Here is a 19,678-nt window from a genome sequence, read left to right on the forward strand (position 1 = left end):
CATGACGAACTCACGCACCCGGGCGCTCAGCGACGCTGGCGTTAGCATCTGGCTCGATGACCTCTCACGAGAGCGCATTGAATCGGGTAGCCTCGCCGCCGCCGTTGAGACGCTCAGCGTCGTCGGTGTCACCACGAACCCGACGATCTTTCAAAAGGCAATCGGAGCGGGCGTGGGCTACGGCCCCCGCATCGCCGAGTGCGCGAGTCGCGGGTTCGACGCAGAGGCGACGATTACGGAGCTCACGAGCACCGACGTCGCCGACGCGTGTGACGTGCTGCGGGGCGTCTACGACGCCACCGGCGGCCGTGATGGGCGCGTCTCCATCGAGGTAGAACCACACCTAGCCCGCGACACGGCGGGCACCGCCGCGCGCGCGCTGGAGTTGTGGTCCAAGGTCAACCGCGAGAACGCGATGATCAAGATCCCGGCCACCGTCGAGGGACTCGCCGCGATCACCGCGGCAACCGCGGCGGGTGTCAGCGTCAACATCACGCTGATCTTCAGCCTCGAGCGATACCGTCAGGTCATTAACGCCTACCTCACGGGCCTCGAGCAGGCGCGTGCGGCGGGGCTCGACCTGTCCAAGATTCACTCGGTCGCCTCGTTCTTCGTATCGCGCGTGGACACCGAGGTGGATGCCCGCCTCGAACGGATCGGTACCGCCGAGGCCCTCGAGCTCAAGGGCAAGGCGGGGCTCGCTAACGCCCGCCTCGCCTACGAGGTCTACGAGGAATCCTTCGCGAGCGAGCGCGCGCGCCACCTCGCTTCCCTCGGCGCGAATCGCCAGCGACCCCTCTGGGCCTCGACCGGGGTGAAGGATCCGGCGCTCCCGGACACCCTGTACGTCGCTGGTCTGGTCGCGCCGAACGTGGTGAACACCATGCCCGAGGCCACGCTGCAGGCGGTCGCCGACCACGGCGACTTCGCAGATGCCACTGCGGCCGTCACCGGCGCGTACGCCGAATCAAACCAGGTGCTTAACGCCCTCGATGCGCTCGGCATTGATTACGCCGTGGTCACCGAGCTGCTCGAGATCGAGGGTCTGTCGAAGTTCGATGTCTCCTGGGACGAGCTCACCGCCACGGTTGAGGCGGCGCTGGAGGACCAAGCGTGACCCACCTGAGGATTCACCTCTCCGACGGGGTGCTCGAGTCCTTCGCGTTCCGCGACGCCCTCGGCCGGTTGGTGAACGATGGCGTGGCAGGCCAGATCTTCGCCCAAAATCCCACGCTGTGGGGGCCCGCCGCCGAACCCGAGGCGCGGATGCGCCTGGGGTGGACCGACAGCGCGCCGGGTGCCCGGGCGCTGCTCCCCCAGATTGAGGCGCTCCGGCAAGCGTTTCTTGCGCGGGGCATCGACCGCTTCGTGCTGTGCGGCATGGGCGGTTCGAGCCTCGGCCCGGCCGTGATCGCACGCTGGGCGGGGGTCGAACTCACGATGCTCGATACGACCGACCCCGTCGCCGTACAGCGGGCCACCGCCAGCGACCTCACCCGCACCGCAGTCGTCGTCAGCTCAAAGTCGGGCAGCACGATTGAGACGCGCAGCCACCTCGACACGTTCGAGCAGGCCTTCGAGGCGGCTGGTATCGCCCCCGAAGCACGAATCGTCATCGTCACCGACCCTGGCTCGCCGTTTGAGCAGGAGTCGCGAGACGCGGGCCGCCACGTATTTCTCGCGGACCCCAACGTCGGGGGCAGGTTTTCAGTGCTCACCGCGTTTGGTCTCGTGCCCGCCGGGCTCGCCGGCGCCGATGTCGCGAGCCTCGTCGAGGCGGGCGACGCCGCCCGCGCCGAACTCGTCCCCGATGCCCCATCAAACCCGGCACTTCGGCTTGCCGCCGCGCTCTTCGCTGGCCTCCCCGATCGGTTTGTGCTCGCCCTCGACGAGGCCCCCTCTGCACGCTGGGACCTCGGCCGTTGGGCTGAACAGCTCGTAGCCGAGTCGACGGGCAAGGAGGGCCTCGGTATCCTGCCGATCGCGCTCCCGTCAGACGCTCCCGAGTTCTCGCGGGTTCCCGTCGCAGCCATCACGGCGCGCGTCGCCGGGCCCGGGGCCGACCTGGGCATTGACCCAGGTGACTCCGAGGGATCCGGATCCGGATCCGGATCGCGCGACATCACGGTCGCGGGCTCCCTGGGCGCGCAGTTTCTCGCGTGGGAGGTCGCCACCGCCGCGCTCGGGCGACTGATGGGCATTGACCCCTTCGATCAGCCCGACGTCGAATCCGCCAAGGTCGCCGCTCGCGCGGCGCTCGCCGAGTTGCAGGGGGCACCCGCGACACACGAGGGCCCCCGCACCGGCGCGGTCACTGTCGTCGAACAGCCCGCAGGCGCCACCGTCGAATCCGCCTCGGACATCGCGCGCACGCTGCGCGCCATGACGCCCGCGGCCGGTTATCTCGCGATCCAGGCCTATGTCGACCCCCAGGGGGCACTGCGCGCACCGCTTGAGCGCTTGCGGGCGAGCCTCGCCACGGCGCTGCAGGTGCCCGTATCTCTCGGCTACGGCCCGAGCTACCTCCACTCGGTGGGGCAGCTCCACAAGGGCGGACCAGCGCTCGGCGCCTTTCTCCAGATCACGAGCCCCGGTGATGCCGACCTCGCGATCGCGAAATCGGAGAGCAGCTTCGCCACGCTCATCGACGCTCAGGCCCGGGGCGATCGCGGGGTGCTCGTACAGCGCGGCAGGCCCGTCCTCGCGCTCGAGCTTGCGTCACAGGACGCGAGTGTAATCGAACAGCTGACTGCTGCGCTCACGGCGTAGCATCTGGACACAGCAAAGCGGGCGAGACCAATGGTCTCGCCCGCTTCGTTGTTTCGGTGTGTCCCGTTACGCCTTGCTGCGTGCGGTGCCGCGGCGGGCACGAAGCTTGTCGAGGGCCGCGTCGAGGAGCTCGACGGCTTCCTCTTCGGTGCGACGCTCCTTGACGTACGCCAGGTGCGTCTTGAACGGCTCGTTCTTGAGCACCTGCGGCGGGTTCGCCTGGTCTCGCCCAGCGGGGAGACCCGAAGTCGGGCTATCGATCTGCTCGGGGATGTCCTCAACGGCCACATCAGCCGCGAAGTATCGCACCGTCTCGTTACCGAGGGCGTCCCAATACGAAATCTGCGTACGCTCAGCGCGTGCGCCGTGATCCTGTTCGCCCATGGGGCCTGATCCGACGCGTGCGCCGCGAATGGCGTTACTGCCTGCCACTTGAAACCTTTCTTTCGAGTGCGAACGTGTGCTCCGCCGCCGAGTCGGCAGCGGAGCACACGTGATGACGCTTAAACGACCGAGAACCGATCGAGCAATCCAAGGCCCACAATCGACGTGACCCATACGATGGAGACGACGACCGTGATCCGGTTCAGGTTGCGCTCGGCAACACCTGAGGAGCCGAGGCTCGAGGTGACACCGCCGCCGAACATATCGGACATGCCGCCGCCCTTACCCTTGTGGAGCAGGATAAACAGCGTCAACAGAAGACTCGTCAGCACGAGGATGACGATCAGAGCGATCTTTAGAATGAGCACGCGAGTGACCTTTCACGGGTTGCGGGCGTGGAAAACCTACGCCCCAGTATAGTCGGGCTAGTTAGGCGCCCGTGACGTGCTTACGAAATTGGATAATCCGCGAGAATTCGTCGGATTTGAGGCTTGCCCCACCGACGAGCGCGCCGTCGACGTTGGGCTGCGACATGAAGCCAGCAATGTTCTGGCTCGACACCGATCCGCCATAGAGGATGCGGGTCGCCGCGGCACGATCGTCACCCACGACGTCGCGCAGCGCCTCGCGCAGGCTCGCTGCGACGGCTTCGGCCTGTTCGGCCGATGCAGCCTGACCGCTGCCAATCGCCCAGACCGGCTCGTAGGCAACAACGAACTCGGCGCCCTCGGGTAGCTGCGCAACCGCCGCGAGCATTTGCGCGAGCGGGATCGCGGCGGGGCCGTGCTCCTCAAGATCAGCCGCGGTTTCACCCACGCAAATCATCGGCACGATACCGGCACCGTGAGCCGCAGCCGCCTTCGCTCCGACCAGCTCGTCGCCCTCGGCGTGACCCTGGCGGCGCTCGGAGTGGCCCACCAGCGCGTACTGCACGCCCAGCTTGGCGAGCATGGCCGCCGAGATGTCACCCGTGAACGCACCAGCGGCCTCGGGTGACAGATCCTGAGCGCCGAGCACGATCGGTAGCTTGTCTGCGGTCAGCAGTGTCTGCACCGAACGCAGATCGGTGAAGGGGGGAAAGACTGCGACTTCGACGTCGGTGTAGTCGTGACGAGCGTCCTTCAACGACCACGAAAGCTTCTGCACGAGCGCGATGGCCTGCAGATGGTCGAGATTCATCTTCCAGTTGCCCGCGATCAGCGGGGTCCGCTGCACGAAGGGCAGCGGTGCGCGCCCGGCAGCGGCCGTCTCTACGGTGTTCTGTGCGTCGTTCATACGAGCACCTCCAATCCTGGCAGCTGCTTGCCCTCGAGGAATTCGAGGCTGGCGCCGCCGCCGGTAGAAATGTGGCCGAAGTCGGTGTCGGCAAATCCGAGCGCGCGCACCGCGGCGGCCGAATCTCCGCCGCCCACCACGGTGAACCCTGCGGTGTCAGTGAGCGCCTGGGCGACCGTGCGGGTGCCCTCGGCGAAGGCGGCCATCTCGAACACGCCCATGGGCCCGTTCCAGAAGACCGTGGCCGATTCGCGGATCACGCGGGCAAACTCTGCGGCCGAGTCGGGTCCAATGTCGAGCCCTATGGCGGCCGCACCGAAGCTGCTGCGGCCAATGGCGTCTGCCGCCACGGTCTCGTGTGCCGCGTCCGCGGCGAAAGCCTCGGCAACGATGACGTCGGTCGGCAGCACGATGCGCACTCCGCGGCGCTCAGCCTCGGCGAGGTAACCACGCACCGTGTCCAGCTGATCCTTCTCGAGCAGGCTCGAGGCAACGTCGTGCCCCTGCGCCGCGAGAAAAGTGAACAGCATGCCGCCACCGATGAGCAGCGTATCCACGCGCTCGATCAGGTGTGAGATCACGCCGAGCTTGTCCGAGACCTTCGATCCCCCGAGCACGACCGCGTACGGACGCTCGGCGCGATCGGTGAGGCGCTCAAGGACCTCTAGCTCCGCCGCGACCAGCCGGCCGGCCGCGCTGGGCAACACGCCCGCGAGTTCAGTAACGCTCGCCTGCCGGCGGTGCACCACGCCGAAGCCGTCAGAGACAAACGCGTCAGCGTGCGCGGCCAACTGCTGCGCAAACGCGAGCCGCTCGCCCGCATCCTTGCTGGTCTCGCCCGGGTTAAATCGCAGGTTCTCCAGCAGCACGATGTCGCCGTCACCCAGACCGGTCACGGCTGCATCTGCGTCGGCACCCACGGTCTGCGCAACAAATGCGACCGGGGTTTCCAGCAGCTCCGCCATGCGCGCCGCTACGGGGCGCAACGAGAAACGCTCCTCGGGTTCGCCCTTGGGGCGTCCCAGGTGGCTGATCAGGACCACGCGGGCACCGGCGTCACGCAGTTCCCGGATCGTGGTGAGCGAGGCGCGAATGCGGCCATCGTCGGTGATGACGCCTTCGGAAAGCGGGACGTTGAGATCGCAGCGGACGATAACGGTCCGTGAACGAAGCGAGCCCAGTGATTCAATAGTGCGCATGCGGTGCGTGGTTCCTTCAGGTTGCCAGAATGAAAGCGCCCCGTGGCCCGCGAATCGCGGGCCACGGGGTGATTGGTCGAGTTAGATCAGACCCGGGGTCTGGGTGCGGGCCGCCTCGAAACGCTTGGCAACGTCCTGCCAGTTCGCCAGGTTCCAGAACGCCTTCACGTAGTCAGCGCGCACGTTGAGGTAGTCGAGGTAGTACGCGTGCTCCCACACGTCGAGCATGAGCAACGGCACGGTGCCAGCCGGCAGGTTGCCCTGCTGATCGAAGAGCTGCACAACGTTGGCGCGCTGTCCCAGTGCGTCCCATGCGAGCACCGACCAGCCGGAGCCCTGAACGCCCATGGCGGTAGCCGTGAACTGTGCCTGGAACTTCTCAAACGAGCCAAAGTACTCGTCGATCGCTGCCGCGAGCTCACCTTCGGGGCGGTCGCCACCCTCGGGCGACATGTTGTTCCAGAAGATCGTGTGGTTGACGTGACCGCCAACGTTGAAGGCGAGATCCTTCTCCAGCTTGTTGACGTTCGCCAGGTTGCCCGAATCGCGGGCCTCGGCGAGCGACTCGAGCGCAGCGTTTGCGCCCGTCACGTATGCCTGGTGGTGCTTGCTGTGGTGCAGCTCCATGATCTTGCCGCTAATGTGCGGCTCGAGTGCCGAGTAATCGTAGGGAAGCTCAGGAAGTGAGTAGGCAGCCATGTGGGCCCTCCAATTCGAGTGGCGAACGGTTATCATCCCTAGTCTAGGCCCCCAACGACACGAACGCCGGGGGCCCGCCGTCGATTTCTCGAAGGGCGGACCCCCGGCGTACGGGGTACTGCTGAATTAACCGAATTAATCGATCATGTCGGGCAGGCTGGCTTCTGTCCCGGGGAGGCCGCGAGTCTCGGCTTCCTTGTCTGCCATCGCCAGCAGACGCCGGATCCGGCCCGCAATTGCGTCCTTCGTGAGCGGCGGTTCAGCGCGTGCACCGAGGTCATCGAGGCTTGATTCGCGGTGCGCAAGGCGCAGGGTGCCGGCGTACTTCAGGTGCTCGGGCACACCATCGCCCAGAATCTCGAGGGCGCGCTCGACCCGAGCACACGCGGCGACCGAAGCCTGCGCCGAGCGGCGCAGGTTGGCGTCATCAAAGTTCACGAGGCGGTTGGCGGTCGCACGAGTCTCGCGGGCGCGCTTGAGCTCCTCCCAGCGGGCGCGAGCATCCTCGGCCCCCATGACGCCGAGCATCAGCCCGATCGCGTCAGTGTCGCGCACGATCACGCGGTTCTGACCACGGATCTCACGGCTCTTCGCATCGACACCCAGGCGGCTAGCGGCGCCCACGAGGGCCATCGCGACCTCGCTCGTCGGGCACGCGAGCTCGAGGCTCGCCGAGCGGCCAGGAGCGGTGAGGCTGCCGCGGGCGAGAAACGCGCCGCGCAGAATGGCAGCAAGCTCGGGCTGAGCGCCCGTAGTGAGGCGGTTCGGCAAACCGCGGATCTGACGACGACGCTGGTCGAGCAGACCAAGCTGGCGGGCGAGCGTCTCGCCATCGATCACGCGTACGAGGAACTGCGGGGCACCGGGACGAGTCGTCGAGGGCGGCAACTGCTTTGCATCAGAGCGAACGCCATAGAGCTCTGCGAGGTCCTTGCGCACGCGCTGAACGATCTGAGGCGTGTGGAGCTCGACCTCAAGGGCAATGCGGCCCGAGATCGAGTGCAGACCGCCCGCTACCCGCAATACGGTCGCAACCTCGGCCATGCGCTCTGCGGTGCGCTGCACCGGAACACGAACGAGTTCGTTCTTAACCTCGGGGGTAGACAGCACGAATAGGGATCCTCTCAAACAGGAAGGCGAAAAAGAAACGGCGCGGGCGTGAGCGCGTCTTATTCGCGACCGAGGTCGCGATGGCGCAGACTCACACTGACGCCCGGAAGCCCGGCGAGGCGATCCGCGAGTTCGCGGGCCGTCGCCACCGAACGGTGCTTACCGCCGGTACAGCCGACTGCGAGCGACGCATGCCTCTTGTTCTCGCGCTGAAATCCCGCGAGGACAGGCGTGAGCGCCGCGACGTAGTGGTCGAGGAACTCTGCCGCGCCATCGCGACTGAGTACATAGTCTTTTACCTCGGCATCAACGCCGGTTAGGGCCCGAAGGTCGGGCTCCCAGAAAGGATTGGGAAGGAAACGCATGTCCACCATCAGATCGACATCCGTGGGGGTGCCGTACTTAAAGCCAAAGCTCACAATCGAGAGCTGCAGCCCGGGCGTATCTGCGTCTGAGAAGAGCTCGCGCGTCGCGGTCGACAGGTCGTGCACGTTGTAGCGCGAGGTGTCGATGACCACGTCGCTCGAGGCGCGCAGCTCTTGCAGCCGCTCGCGCTCGAGGCGGATTCCCTCGAGGAGGCTGCCCGACTCGCCTTGCAGCGGGTGGGGCCTGCGCACCGCTTCATAGCGGCGCACAAGGATTTCGTCGGTGGCGTCGAGGAACACGACACGAACCGTAGCCGATTCCCGCAGCTGCGAGACCGTCTCTTGAATATCAGCGAAGAGGTCACGGCCACGCACGTCAACGACCGCGACGATACGAGGCAGGGCACCGCCCGACCGGTCCGCCATGTCGGCGAGGGTCTTGAGCATGGCGAGTGGCAGGTTATCGACCACGTACCAGCCGAGGTCTTCAAGGGTGTTGGCGACGGTACTGCGACCGGCACCAGACATGCCGGTGACAATGAGAATCTCCTGTTTTGAGACCGACTCGTTCACACAGCACCTCCCTCGTTCGTTTCGCTTGATTCATCAATCTTAGCGTCAGCCGCGCCCTCGTGTGGGCCGCTCGCACTCAGGTGGCTAAGAACTGCATCTGCAAGCGCTCCGCCCAGCCCCGGAACGGAGCCCAATTCTTCGCGCGAAGCAGCGCGCAACCGAGCCACGGAGCCAAAGTGCTTGAGCAGGGCTGTGACGCGCTTCGGGCCCAGGCCGGGAACCTCCGAGAGCTGACTGGTGATCGCGGTGCTGCGCCGCTGACGCTGAAACGTGATCGCGAACCTGTGAGCTTCGTCGCGCACGCGCTGCACCAGAAACAGCGCCTCGCTGGTGCGCGGCAAGATCACCGGGAAGTCGTCGTCGGGCAACCACACCTCTTCAAGGCGCTTGGCGATGCCGCACAGCGCCACATCATCGATGCCCGCCTCGGCCAGCGCCCGTGCCGCGGCCTTCACCTGCGGCTCACCGCCGTCAACGATCAGCAGCTGCGGTCGATCGCGGTAAATACCGGTGGGGGCCTCCCCCGCCGCCTGTGCCTGGTTCAGCTGCGCGGCCCGTCGCGAGACCACCTGGTAAATCGAGTCGGTATCGTCGGTCGTTTCTTCGATGCGATATTTGCGGTAGGCGCCCTTAGCAGGCAGCCCGTCCTCAAACACGACCAGCGACGCAACCACACCGGTGCCCTGCAGGTGCGACACGTCAATACACTCAATGCGCAACGGCGGCTCGGGCATATCGAGCGCCTGCTGCAGCTCAGCGAGCGCATCAGTGCGGGCCGTTATGTCGGCCGCGCGCTTGAGCTTGTACCGGAGCAGGTGCTCCCCGGCGTTCAGCACGGCGCGCTGGAGCAGCTGCGCCTTATCGCCGCGCTCAGGAACGTGCACACTCACCTTGCCGCCGCGGGGCCGCTGCTCACTAAGTGCGGCCTCGAGCGCCGCATGGTTTTCGGGTTCCATCGGCACCATGATCTGGGCCGGGGGGACGCGATCGCCGTCATAGGCCGACTGAATCACCTGCTCGAGCAACGAGGCGGGCGAATCATCGAGCTCAACATCGACGATCCAACTGCGTTCGCCCCGGATCCGGCCCCCGCGCACAATAAACTGATGCGCGGCCGCCGCGAGTTCGTCAGATCGGAGCCCAAACACGTCAATGTTCACGTCATGCGCCAGCACGATCGCATTCTTCTCGAGGACGTGTTCCACGGCGCTCGCCTGGTCGCGCAGCTTCGCCGCGTCCTCGTAGCGCTGCTCGGCGGCCGCATCGCGCATGCTGCGCTGCAGGGCGCGCAGGTGGCGCTGGTCACCGCCGTTGAGAAATTCGACCAGATCATTGACGCGAGCGCGATGCTCCTCGATGGTGGTCAGCTGCGAGCACGGCCCCGCACACCGGCCGATCTGGCCGGCGAGGCAGGGCTTGCCCGAACGCATCGCACGCTTGTAGTCAGCGTCGTTGCAGGTGCGAATCGGAAACGCTTCCTGCAGCAGCGTGGTCGTTTCCTTGAGCGCCCACACTTTGGGGTACGGGCCGAAGTACCGCGCACCGCGAATCTTCTCATTGCGGGTAATAATCAGCCGGGGCGCGTCCTCGCGCAGGGTCACCGCGAGGTACGGGTAGGTCTTGTCGTCCTTGAACTGGACGTTAAAGGGCGGCTTGAACTCCGTGATCCAGGTGTGCTCGAGCACGAGCGACTCGGTGTCGGTCGCGACGACGGTCCAGTCGACGCGAGCCGCGAGCGCCAGCATGCGCTGCGTGCGCGGTTGCAGCGCATGCAGCGGCTGAAAGTAGTTCGACAGCCGGGCCCGCAGATTCTTAGCCTTACCGATGTACAGAACCCTGCCGTGCCGGTCGCTGAAGCGGTAGACGCCGGGGCTTACCGGAATCTCACCCTTGTCTGGGCGAAATTCGTGCCGTCGGTCGATCTGGCCGAACACCCCGGTGCTGGGCTCGGTGACTGCATCGGAGCTCACGCCGAGACTTTCGCCCGCCCGTGCAGCACCTCGGCCAGGAACTGACCGGTGTGGCTCTCGGGGTGCTTCGCGAGCTGCTCCGGCGTGCCCTCAGCGATGATCATGCCGCCGCCCGAGCCGCCCTCGGGGCCCAGGTCGATAACCCAGTCGGCGCTGCGAATCACGTCGAGATTGTGCTCGATCGTAATCACCGTGTTGCCCTTGTCGACGAGGCCGTTCAGCACGAGCAAGAGCTTGCGCACGTCCTCGAAGTGCAGACCGGTGGTGGGTTCGTCGAGCACGTAGATGCTGCGGCCATTAGATCGCTTCTGCAGCTCGGTGGCCAGCTTCACGCGCTGGGCCTCGCCACCCGAGAGTGTCGTGGCGCTCTGACCGAGGCGGACGTACCCCAGCCCCACGTCGACGAGGGTCTTCATGAATCGGTGGATCGACGAGATGGGCTCAAAGAACTGCTCGGCCTCAGCGATCGGCATGTCGAGCACCTCGGAGATGTTCTTTCCCTTGTAACGAACCTGCAGCGTCTCGCGGTTGTAGCGTTTGCCGCCGCATGATTCGCACGCCACGTACACGTCAGGCAGGAAGTTCATTTCGATCTTCAGTGTGCCGTCGCCCGAGCAGGCCTCGCAGCGGCCACCCTTGACGTTAAAGCTGAAGCGGCCGGGCAGGTAGCCTCGAGTCTTCGCCTCGGGCGTCTCCGCGAACAGGGTGCGGATCTTGTCGAAGACGCCCGTGTACGTGGCCGGGTTCGAGCGCGGGGTGCGCCCAATGGGCGCCTGGTCGACGTGCACGACCTTGTCGAGGTGCTCGAGCCCGGTTACGCGAGTGTGCTTGCCGGGCACGAGCCGGGCACCGTTGAGCTGGTTGGCGAGCACCCGGTACAGGATGTCATTGACGAGGGTCGACTTACCCGAACCGGAGACGCCGGTCACAGCCGTCATGATGCCGAGCGGGAACACCGCGTCGACGCCCTGGAGGTTGTTGGAGCGGGCCCCGACGACCTGCAGCGCGCGCTGCTTGTCGCGCTTACGTCGCTTCTTGGGCGTCTCGATCTCGCGGCGCCCCGAAAGGTAGTCGGCGGTAATCGAGTCGGTGTTGCGCAACAGCTCGGCGTACTCCCCCGAGTGCACGACTGTGCCGCCCTCGACGCCGGCGCCCGGGCCGATATCGACGATCCAGTCGGCGGCCTCGATGGTCTCCTCGTCGTGCTCGACGACGATCAGGGTATTGCCGAGGTCGCGCAGCTTGATGAGCGTTTCAATGAGGCGTCGGTTGTCGCGCTGGTGCAGCCCAATGGAGGGCTCGTCAAGCACATAGAGCACGCCGGTCAGCCCCGAGCCGATCTGGGTCGCCAGTCGAATTCGCTGGGCTTCGCCCCCCGAGAGGGTGCCGGCGCCGCGTGCAAGGGTCAGGTATCCCAACCCCACCTCAATCAAGAAGTCGAAGCGCAGCCGGATCTCGCGCAGCACCTGCGCCGCGATCTTGGCCTCACGCTCGGTGAGCGTAACCTCGTCAAAGAAGCGCTTGGCATTCTCGAGACTGAACTCGCCCACCTGCGCAATGGACTCGTCGTTGACCGTGACGGCCAACACCTCGGGCTTGAGCCGCTGTCCGTTACACGCGTGGCACGGAACCTCGCGCAGAAACTCACGCCACCGGTCGCGCTTCGTATCACTCTCGGCCTCGGCGTACTGCCGCTCGATGAACGGGATGACGCCCTCAAAGCCTGAGCTGTACTTTACCTCTCGACCAAAGCGGTTCTTCCAGCGCACGTTGACCTTGAAGTTATTTCCGTATACGACGGCCTGCGTCACTTCTTCAGGCAGCTCACCCCAGGGGGTGTCGAGCGAAAACTCGAGATCGGCTGCGAGACCCTTCAGCAGCTTCTCGTAGTACTGGTACAGGCTCTTCCCCTGGCTGGTCCAGGGCACGATGACGCCCTCGGAGATCGACAGCACCGGGTCACCCAGCACCAGGTCCTCGTCGACCGACATGCTCGTGCCCAGGCCCGAGCACGTGCCGCAGGCACCAAACGGGGCATTGAACGAGAACGTGCGCGGCTCAATTTCGGTGAGTTGCACGGGGTGCTGATTGGGGCACGACAGGTGCTCGGAGTACTGCTGCGTGCGACCCGGATCCTTCGCATCGAGATCGACATAGTCGATCGTGACGATGCCACCGGCGAGCTTGAGCGCCGTTTCCAGCGAGTCGGTGAGGCGCCCGAGCACCTCGGGCCCCGCGACGAGCCGGTCGATGACGACCGAGATGTCGTGCTTAATCTGCTTCTTCAGTTTGGGCGGATCAGACAGCTGCGAGACTTCCCCGTCGATGATCGCGCGCGAGTAGCCGCTCGCCGCCAGCTCCTGGAAGAGGTCGACGAACTCGCCCTTCTTCTTGACCACGATGGGGGCCAGCACCTGGAAGCGGGTGCGCTCGGGGAGCTCCATGAGCTGATCGGCGATCTGCTGCACCGTCTGCGACGCGATCTTCTCGCCGCACTTCGCGCAGTGGGGCACGCCGATCCGTGCCCAGAGCAGGCGCATGTAATCGTAGATCTCAGTGATCGTACCGACCGTTGAACGCGGGTTGCGGTTCGTCGACTTCTGGTCGATGGAGACGGCCGGGCTGAGGCCCTCGATGAAGTCGACGTCGGGGCGGTCGACCTGCCCGAGGAACTGGCGGGCATACGCGCTCAGCGACTCGACGTAGCGACGCTGACCTTCGGCGAAGATCGTGTCGAACGCGAGGCTCGATTTACCGCTTCCCGAGAGCCCGGTAAACACAACCATGGAGTCGCGCGGAATCTTCAGATCCACGTTTTGAAGGTTGTGGACCCGCGCCCCCTGCACGCTAATCTGCGCGTGAGCAGCAGAGGATCGAATGGGAGTTGGGCTGGCTTGAGTGCTTCGCGAGGTCACTGCTCCATCTTATGCCGCGACACCTGAATGGTCGAACATATCTACGAAAAAATTTTCGCTCCCCACAAAGCCCCCTGCGTAAGCGTGTTGCTCGTTACAGGTGGCCCGCCGCGTCCATGCTGCGCAACTCACGCTTAAGCTCGGAGAGCTCGTCGCGCAGGCGCGCTGCAAGTTCGAACTTCAGCTCGTCGGCGGCCGCCAACATCTGCTCCGTCAGCTCCGAGATGAGCTCTTCAAGCTTTGCGGCACCCTCGCCGGCGATCGCCCCGGCGCGTGCCGCGGCCTTCCCCTTGGCCCGCTGAGGCGATCCACCCTTGCGTTGCGAGTGTGCACCCGAGCGCGAGAGCACGTCTTCGGTGTCGGCTGCCTCGCGCGCCAGCATCTCGGTGATGTCACCGATCTTCTTGCGCAGCGGCTGCGGGTCGATACCGTGTTCCAGGTTGTAGGCCACCTGGATCTCGCGGCGTCGGGTCGTCTCCTCGATCGCTGCGTGCATCGAGCGGGTGACCCTGTCGGCATACATATGCACTTCACCCGAGACGTTTCGGGCCGCGCGCCCGATCGTCTGAATCAGCGATGTCGAGGAGCGCAGAAATCCCTCTTTGTCGGCGTCCAGGATCGCGACGAGCGAAACCTCGGGCAGGTCGAGGCCCTCGCGCAGCAGGTTGATGCCGATGAGCACGTCATAGACTCCGGCCCGCAGCTCGGTGAGCAGTTCCACACGGCGCAACGTATCGACGTCGGAGTGCAGGTAACGCACACGCACCCCTGCCTCTTCCATAAACGTGGTGAGCTGCTCAGCCATCTTCTTGGTGAGCGTCGTCACGAGCACGCGCTCGTTGCGCTCGGCGCGCACCCGCACTTCCTCGAGCAGGTCATCAATCTGCCCCTCAGAGGGCTTCACGACAATCTTGGGATCCACAAGCCCAGTGGGGCGAATGATCTGTTCGACCACCCCATCGGCACGCTCCATCTCATACTTGCCCGGGGTCGCCGACAGGTAGACAATCTGGCCGACTCGCTTCTGAAACTCAGCGAATTTTAGGGGCCGATTGTCGAGCGCGCTCGGCAGCCGAAACCCGTGATCCACGAGCGTGCGCTTGCGCGACGAGTCCCCCTCGTACATTGCGCCGATCTGCGGAACAGTGACGTGGGACTCGTCGATGACCACGAGAAAATCGTCGGGGAAGTAATCGAGCAGACAGTGGGGCGCCTCACCGGGCTTACGGCCGTCGATGTGTCGCGAGTAGTTCTCGATGCCCGAGCAGAAGCCGATTTGCTCCATCATTTCAAGGTCGAATGTGGTACGCATGCGCAGCCGCTGCTCTTCGACAAGCTTGTTCTGCTGCTTGAGCTCGCGCGTGCGCTCCTCGAGCTCGTCAGAGATCTGCACCATGGCACGATTCATGACCTCGCGACTCGCAACATAGTGCGAGCCGGGGAACACGGATACGGTCTCAACCTGCTTGACAACGTTGCCCGTCACCGGGTGCAGGTAGTACAGCGCCTCAATTTCGTCGCCAAAGAACTCGATCCGGATCGCGAGCTCCTCATACATCGGAATGATCTCGACCGTATCGCCCCGCACGCGGAAATTGCCGCGCACGAACTCAATGTCATTGCGCTGGTACTGCATGTCCACGAAGCGGCGCAGCAGCACGTCGCGATCGATGCGATCACCGACGACGAGCGGCACCATCGCCTCGTAGTATTCCTCGGGCTTGCCCAGGCCGTAGATGCACGACACCGTCGAGATCACGATGGTGTCGCGTCGACTCAGCAGCGCGTTGGTCGTGGAGTGGCGCAGCCGCTCGACCTCGGCGTTGACCGACGAGTCCTTCTCGATAAAGGTGTCGGTTTGAGGCACATAGGCCTCGGGCTGGTAGTAGTCGTAGTAACTGACGAAGTATTCGACCGCGTTGTTGGGCATCAGCTCGCGAAACTCGGTGGCCAGCTGTGCGGCCAACGTCTTGTTGTGCGCGAGGATCAGCGTCGGCCGCTGCACCTGCTCGATCAACCAGGCCGTCGTTGCCGACTTGCCCGTGCCGGTCGCACCCAGGAGCACGATGTCGGTTTCACCGGCGTTGATGCGCTGGGCCAGTTCTTCGATCGCCTTCGGCTGGTCACCATTCGGTTCGTAGTCAGAAATGACCTCGAAGGGGCGGACGCTGCGCGTTGGTTCCATGCCCTCGAGCCTACTCCTGGGCACCGACAAATACACGCGGCGCGTCGAATAGACTTTCGAATGGAACCCAGAGCAGACTGCATCAACATGATGGGTTACAACCACGCGCTGACTGGCGCGGCCGCTTGGGTGGCCGTGGCCACCACATCCGCAAACGTTCCGAGCCTCGGTCTCATCCACGTGGAGCCCTGGCAGCTACTGACGGGCACCCTCGTGTGCGCGGGCGCCGCGCTCCTCCCGGATCTTGACCACCACAGCGCCACCATTGCCCGCTCCGTCCCGGTCGCGGGCCGGATGGCGGCGGGCATCGTCAACACGGCCTCGGGCGGGCACCGCAAGGGTATGCATTCGCTGCTCGCGATCGTGGCCTGCTGGTTCGTGACCGGCTGGGTCGGCACCCTCACCTGGTCGCCCAACTGGTGGCACCAGGCACTCCCGGCCGCCGGGGTGTTCATGATCATGGCCCTGTTCGCATTTGCGACGCGCGCGCTCAAGATCGCAAAATCTTGGCCGCTCGCCTGGCAGCTGGGCACCATCGGATCGGCAGCGATGTTTCTATTCCTCCCGGATCAACTCGGCTGGTTTCAGCTCTGCGTCACCGTCGGGTTCGCCACCCACATCCTCGGCGACTTCCTCACGGTAGGCGGGATCAATTGGCTCTGGCCCCTCACAATCAAGGCACCCAAGTTCACCCACAAGATCCACGGGCTCAATCGCCTGTGGAAGCGAAATGGCTACGTTTCGCTTCCCATTGTCGGCAGGACCGGTTCCTTGGCCGAGCGCGTGCTCGGCGCCGGGTGTGCGCTCTATGCCATGGCTGGCCTCGCAGCGAGCGCTCTCGCCGCCGCATGACCCGCGAGCACCGCCCGGGAAGCATCACACTTTAGATCCACACTGTAACTAAGTGATACTGTCACCAACATGGAGCCCACGATTCTCGACCGCATTCTCGCGGTTGAGACAATGTTTGACCGCGAGACTCAACTAGTGTTTGCCGACACCGGCCTCACCGAAACCCGCGTGCACGCGCTGCGCGTGCTCCACTACGGCGGAGCGTCGACCCAGCAACAGCTCGCCAAGGTGCTCGGAACAACCCCGCGCAGCGTTTCGGCCCTTGTCGACGGGCTCGAAGCGGCCGGGTTTGCGCGCCGAAACCCACACCCCACCGACCGCCGTGCTGTGCTCGTGACCCTCACCGAACAGGCCGAGCGCGCCATGCTGCAGGTGCAGGCGAGCCGTGAGTGGCTTGCTCGCGAACTCCTCAACTCGGTTGCCCCCGACGACCGGGAGGCCTTCGAACGCGGGCTCAACGCAGTTTTCTGGCACATGAACGAGCGGGCCCAGGGACTGCACGAACCGCAGTAACCCGCTCAGGCAATATCGTGAGATTGCCTCTGGTGCTGGTCCGACCCGCGTGCTTTGATGACAACATGAGACGCATCGCCCTCGTCGCGGGTCTCGCCGCGGCATTGCTCACGCTTTCCGCCTGCTCAGACACGGGCCCGGTGGCTCCTGATACCCCGACGGCGGGGCTGCCGACCGGCGCGGCGAAGGTCACGAGTGACGCTCTCGACGCAGTCTTCATGCCCGCGCTCCTGGAGGCCGGTATGCCGGGCGGCGAGGTCCTCGTGATCAACGGCGACGGTTCATCGGAGAGCCGCGGCTGGAGCGAAGATGCTAAGGAGGCCACGGACTCCACGATTGATACCGAAAGCGTGCTTGCGTACCGCAGCATCACCAAATCTTTCATCGGTACTGTCGTGCTGCAGCTCGCCGACGAGGGCGCACTGCGTCTCTCAGACACCGTCGACCGCTACGTGCCCGGGGTACCCGGCGGCGACGAGATCACGATCGACGACCTGGGGCGGATGCGGTCGGGGCTTGCCAACTACTCGGCACTTCCCGCCATGAATGAGGCCATGCAGACCCGGCTCGATGATCCCCCGGACACCTCGACGCTGCTTGAGTGGGCCTACGCCGCGTCGCCCGAGTTCGCGCCCGGCAGCGAGTATGAGTATTCGAACACCAATACGCTCCTGTTGGGCGAGATCATCGAGGCCGTCACCGGAGAATCCTGGTACGCGCAGGTCGAGAAGCGTATCGTGCAGCCCCTGCAGTTGCACAGCGTGGGCGAAGGTTTCTCGGGCGGCCCCCTAGATGTCACGGGGTTCAGCGTGTCCGCCGACGCGGCGCCCGAGCCGCTGCCGAAGGTCGCACCCGAGTGGTTCGGCGCCGCTGGCGCACTCACCGGCAATATTCAAGACCTGGCGGTCTGGGGCGAGGCACTGGGCAGCGGCTCGCTCGTCGAGGACAGCACCCAGTTGGAGCGCGTCGAGTCGCTGGGGCCCACCACCGACGACACTGCGAGCCCCGAGTATGACCGCTACGGCTTCGCCCTCGGCGAGATCGAGGGCTGGGTCGGCCACACGGGTAACGGGCTTGGGTACCAGTCGCTCGTGATGCACGATCCGGCGACGGACCGTACGGTCGCGATCCTCGTGAATGGCACCGGCGCCGGTGCCGACGTGCCCGCACACATCTTTAAGGAGTTGCTTCCCGCCCTTGACAGCGAGCAACTCCCCTAGTCACGGATGAACGCGTGAGTTACCCCGAGTCAGCCGGAAACCCGGCGGGCAGCGGCAGATTGCCGACCCCCGTCACGCGCATCGATTCGAGCCCCTGCCACGCGGCCGCACGCGCCAGCAGGGACGTAGCGGCCTCGACGGTCCGCGCGGGGGCGCCCGGCTCCCGCCAGGCGGCCTGCACCAGCAGCGCGCGACCTGCCCGGTCGGCCTTCAGATCGATGCGGCCCGCAATGCGGCCACCCACCATGAGCGGAAGGCAATAGTAGCCGTACTTGCGCTTCGCCTGCGGGTTGTAAATCTCGATGCGGTAGTGAAAATCGAACATCCGCTCGGTGCGCGGACGAAACCACACGAGCGGATCGAACGGTGTGAGCAGCGCGTCGGGGGCGAGCCGCGCGGGCAGGCGCGTCTCGCGATGCATCCAGGCTTGCTCTGGCGCCCCTCGAGTACTCACCCAGCCAGCCACGCTCACGGGCACGAGATCCCCCGCATCCTCGAGGTCGCGCACGGCACTCCGCGCATCGGCGACCTGGATCCGGTGGTAGTCCGCCAGATCAGCGAGTGTCGCCACCCCCAACGACCGCGCGGCCCGCTCAATCAGCGCCCGCTGGGCCTCGGTTCGCGAACGGTCCTCGAGGGCGCGACTGGGCAGCGCCTGCTCGGCGAGGGCGTAGCGGCGCTGAAACCCTTCGCGTCCCGCCGCGACGACCTCACCGCGGGCGAAGAGTAGCTCGACGGCCTGCTTGGTCTCGCTCCAGTCCCACCAAGGGCCGCGCGCCTCTCGCGGGCCCTCCTCGAGTTCGCGTACGAACTGCGGGCCAGCATCGGCGAGCTGGGCGCGCACGCGCGCAATTTCTGGCGCAAGCGCGGTGGCCCGGTCTGCGTGCCGGTCGCGAAACTCACGCATGCGCCACTGAAAGAGGGGCCTGTCCGCCGCCGGAATGAACGCGGCCTCGTGCGCCCAGTACTCGGTGTACTCGCCGCTCGACCAGAGGTGCGAGTCAAGCGCCGCAGTGGAATAGCCCCCGTGGCGGGAGAACACGGGCAGGTAGTGGCTGCGCGCAAACACGTTGACCGAGTCGATCTGCAATACGTGCAACCGCTCGAGTGCCGGGTCAAACTGACGCCGCAGACGCAAACGGGGCACAGCGGAAAACCCCTGTGCCCCGAGTGCCACACGGCGCGCTTCGGCGGGGCTCAGTGAAACTGCGCCTCACTTCGTCATGCGTTTAGGCGAACCAGAGCTCGAGCTCGCGCTCCGCCGACAGCGTCGAGTCCGAGCCGTGCACGAGGTTCTGCTGTACGGCAACGCCCCAGTCGCGGCCCAGGTCACCGCGGATGGTGCCGGGAGCTGCGGTCGTGGGATCGGTTGCGCCCGCGAGCGAGCGGAAGCCCTCGATCACGCGGTTGCCCGAGGCGCGCACGGCGACCACGGGACCCGATGACATGAACTCGAGCAGCGGCTCGAAGAATGGCTTGCCCTCGTGCTCGGCGTAGTGCTCGGCGAGCAGTTCGCGGCTGGGCGTCACCATGCGCAGGTCGACGAGCTGGTAGCCCTTCGCCTCGATGCGGCGCAGGATCTCGCCGGTCAGGCCCCGGGCGACGCCATCGGGCTTCACCAGGATCAGGGTTTCTTCTGCAGACATGCA

The 19,678-nt window shown here is 65.5% G+C and carries 17 protein-coding genes; 5 read left to right on the forward strand and 12 right to left on the reverse strand.

Annotation, left to right across the window (positions count from 1 at the left end; all coding sequences use genetic code 11):
- The first annotated feature begins 1 nt into the window (after position 1).
- Positions 2-1,117 carry a transaldolase gene (gene tal, locus C795_RS0113170; protein ID WP_017794220.1) on the forward strand — a complete coding sequence of 372 codons (1,116 nt, stop codon included), beginning with the start codon at positions 2-4 and terminating at the stop codon, positions 1,115-1,117.
- Positions 1,114-2,769, forward strand: coding sequence for a hypothetical protein (locus tag C795_RS0113175; protein WP_017794221.1), 1,656 nt, complete (start codon positions 1,114-1,116; stop codon positions 2,767-2,769). Before tal ends, C795_RS0113175 begins: the two co-directional genes overlap by 4 nt.
- 66 nt (positions 2,770-2,835) lie before the next feature.
- On the opposite strand, the gene C795_RS17615 is transcribed toward C795_RS0113175, so the two are convergent.
- From C795_RS17615 to uvrB, 10 genes are all read right to left on the reverse strand, one after another.
- Complete coding sequence (locus tag C795_RS17615; RefSeq protein ID WP_017794222.1) at positions 2,836-3,201, reverse strand: RNA polymerase-binding protein RbpA; 366 nt, start codon at positions 3,199-3,201, stop codon at positions 2,836-2,838.
- A 71-nt stretch (positions 3,202-3,272) separates the two neighbouring features.
- Positions 3,273-3,521 (reverse strand): preprotein translocase subunit SecG, encoded by a 249-nt coding sequence (gene secG / locus C795_RS0113185; protein WP_017794223.1) that lies wholly within the window; start codon positions 3,519-3,521, stop codon positions 3,273-3,275.
- 61 nt (positions 3,522-3,582) lie between these two features.
- Positions 3,583-4,428, reverse strand: a complete 846-nt coding sequence (tpiA, locus tag C795_RS0113190) for a triose-phosphate isomerase (protein ID WP_017794224.1) — start codon at positions 4,426-4,428, stop codon at positions 3,583-3,585.
- Positions 4,425-5,627 carry a phosphoglycerate kinase gene (locus C795_RS0113195; RefSeq protein ID WP_017794225.1) on the reverse strand — a complete coding sequence of 401 codons (1,203 nt, stop codon included), beginning with the start codon at positions 5,625-5,627 and terminating at the stop codon, positions 4,425-4,427. The genes tpiA and C795_RS0113195 overlap by 4 nt, the downstream gene beginning before the upstream one ends.
- Before the next feature lie 81 nt (positions 5,628-5,708).
- On the reverse strand, positions 5,709-6,326 hold the full coding sequence (locus tag C795_RS0113200; protein WP_017794226.1) for a superoxide dismutase: 618 nt from the start codon (positions 6,324-6,326) through the stop codon (positions 5,709-5,711).
- A gap of 135 nt (positions 6,327-6,461) precedes the next feature.
- Positions 6,462-7,436, reverse strand: coding sequence for a DNA-binding protein WhiA (gene whiA / locus C795_RS0113205; protein ID WP_017794227.1), 975 nt, complete (start codon positions 7,434-7,436; stop codon positions 6,462-6,464).
- A 59-nt stretch (positions 7,437-7,495) separates the two neighbouring features.
- Complete coding sequence (gene rapZ, locus C795_RS0113210) at positions 7,496-8,374, reverse strand: RNase adapter RapZ (RefSeq protein ID WP_017794228.1); 879 nt, start codon at positions 8,372-8,374, stop codon at positions 7,496-7,498.
- Positions 8,371-10,308: an excinuclease ABC subunit UvrC gene (gene uvrC / locus C795_RS0113215; RefSeq protein WP_232225496.1), complete on the reverse strand. Its 1,938-nt coding sequence runs from the start codon at positions 10,306-10,308 to the stop codon at positions 8,371-8,373. The genes rapZ and uvrC overlap by 4 nt, the downstream gene beginning before the upstream one ends.
- A gap of 32 nt (positions 10,309-10,340) precedes the next feature.
- Complete coding sequence (uvrA, locus tag C795_RS0113220) at positions 10,341-13,223, reverse strand: excinuclease ABC subunit UvrA (RefSeq protein ID WP_033349810.1); 2,883 nt, start codon at positions 13,221-13,223, stop codon at positions 10,341-10,343.
- Positions 13,224-13,353: 130 nt separating this feature from the next.
- Complete coding sequence (gene uvrB, locus C795_RS0113225; protein ID WP_017794231.1) at positions 13,354-15,444, reverse strand: excinuclease ABC subunit UvrB; 2,091 nt, start codon at positions 15,442-15,444, stop codon at positions 13,354-13,356.
- Between the two features lie 60 nt (positions 15,445-15,504).
- On the opposite strand from uvrB, the gene C795_RS0113230 reads away from it, so the two are divergent.
- From C795_RS0113230 to C795_RS0113240, 3 genes are all read left to right on the forward strand, one after another.
- Entirely contained in the window at positions 15,505-16,296 is a 792-nt protein-coding gene (locus tag C795_RS0113230) for a metal-dependent hydrolase (protein WP_083879305.1), read from the forward strand.
- Positions 16,297-16,365: 69 nt separating this feature from the next.
- Positions 16,366-16,809: a MarR family winged helix-turn-helix transcriptional regulator gene (locus C795_RS16080; RefSeq protein ID WP_017794233.1), complete on the forward strand. Its 444-nt coding sequence runs from the start codon at positions 16,366-16,368 to the stop codon at positions 16,807-16,809.
- A 65-nt stretch (positions 16,810-16,874) separates the two neighbouring features.
- On the forward strand, positions 16,875-18,029 hold the full coding sequence (locus C795_RS0113240) for a serine hydrolase domain-containing protein (RefSeq protein WP_017794234.1): 1,155 nt from the start codon (positions 16,875-16,877) through the stop codon (positions 18,027-18,029).
- 19 nt (positions 18,030-18,048) lie between these two features.
- Here the strand turns inward: C795_RS0113240 and C795_RS0113245 are convergent, their stop codons facing one another.
- Positions 18,049-19,176, reverse strand: a complete 1,128-nt coding sequence (locus C795_RS0113245) for a winged helix-turn-helix domain-containing protein (RefSeq protein ID WP_232225494.1) — start codon at positions 19,174-19,176, stop codon at positions 18,049-18,051.
- A gap of 82 nt (positions 19,177-19,258) precedes the next feature.
- Complete coding sequence (gene ndk, locus C795_RS0113250; protein WP_017794236.1) at positions 19,259-19,675, reverse strand: nucleoside-diphosphate kinase; 417 nt, start codon at positions 19,673-19,675, stop codon at positions 19,259-19,261.
- Positions 19,676-19,678 lie beyond the last annotated feature (3 nt).

It is taken from the genome of Leucobacter salsicius M1-8 (assembly GCF_000350525.1).
Lineage (GTDB): Bacteria > Actinomycetota > Actinomycetes > Actinomycetales > Microbacteriaceae > Leucobacter > Leucobacter salsicius.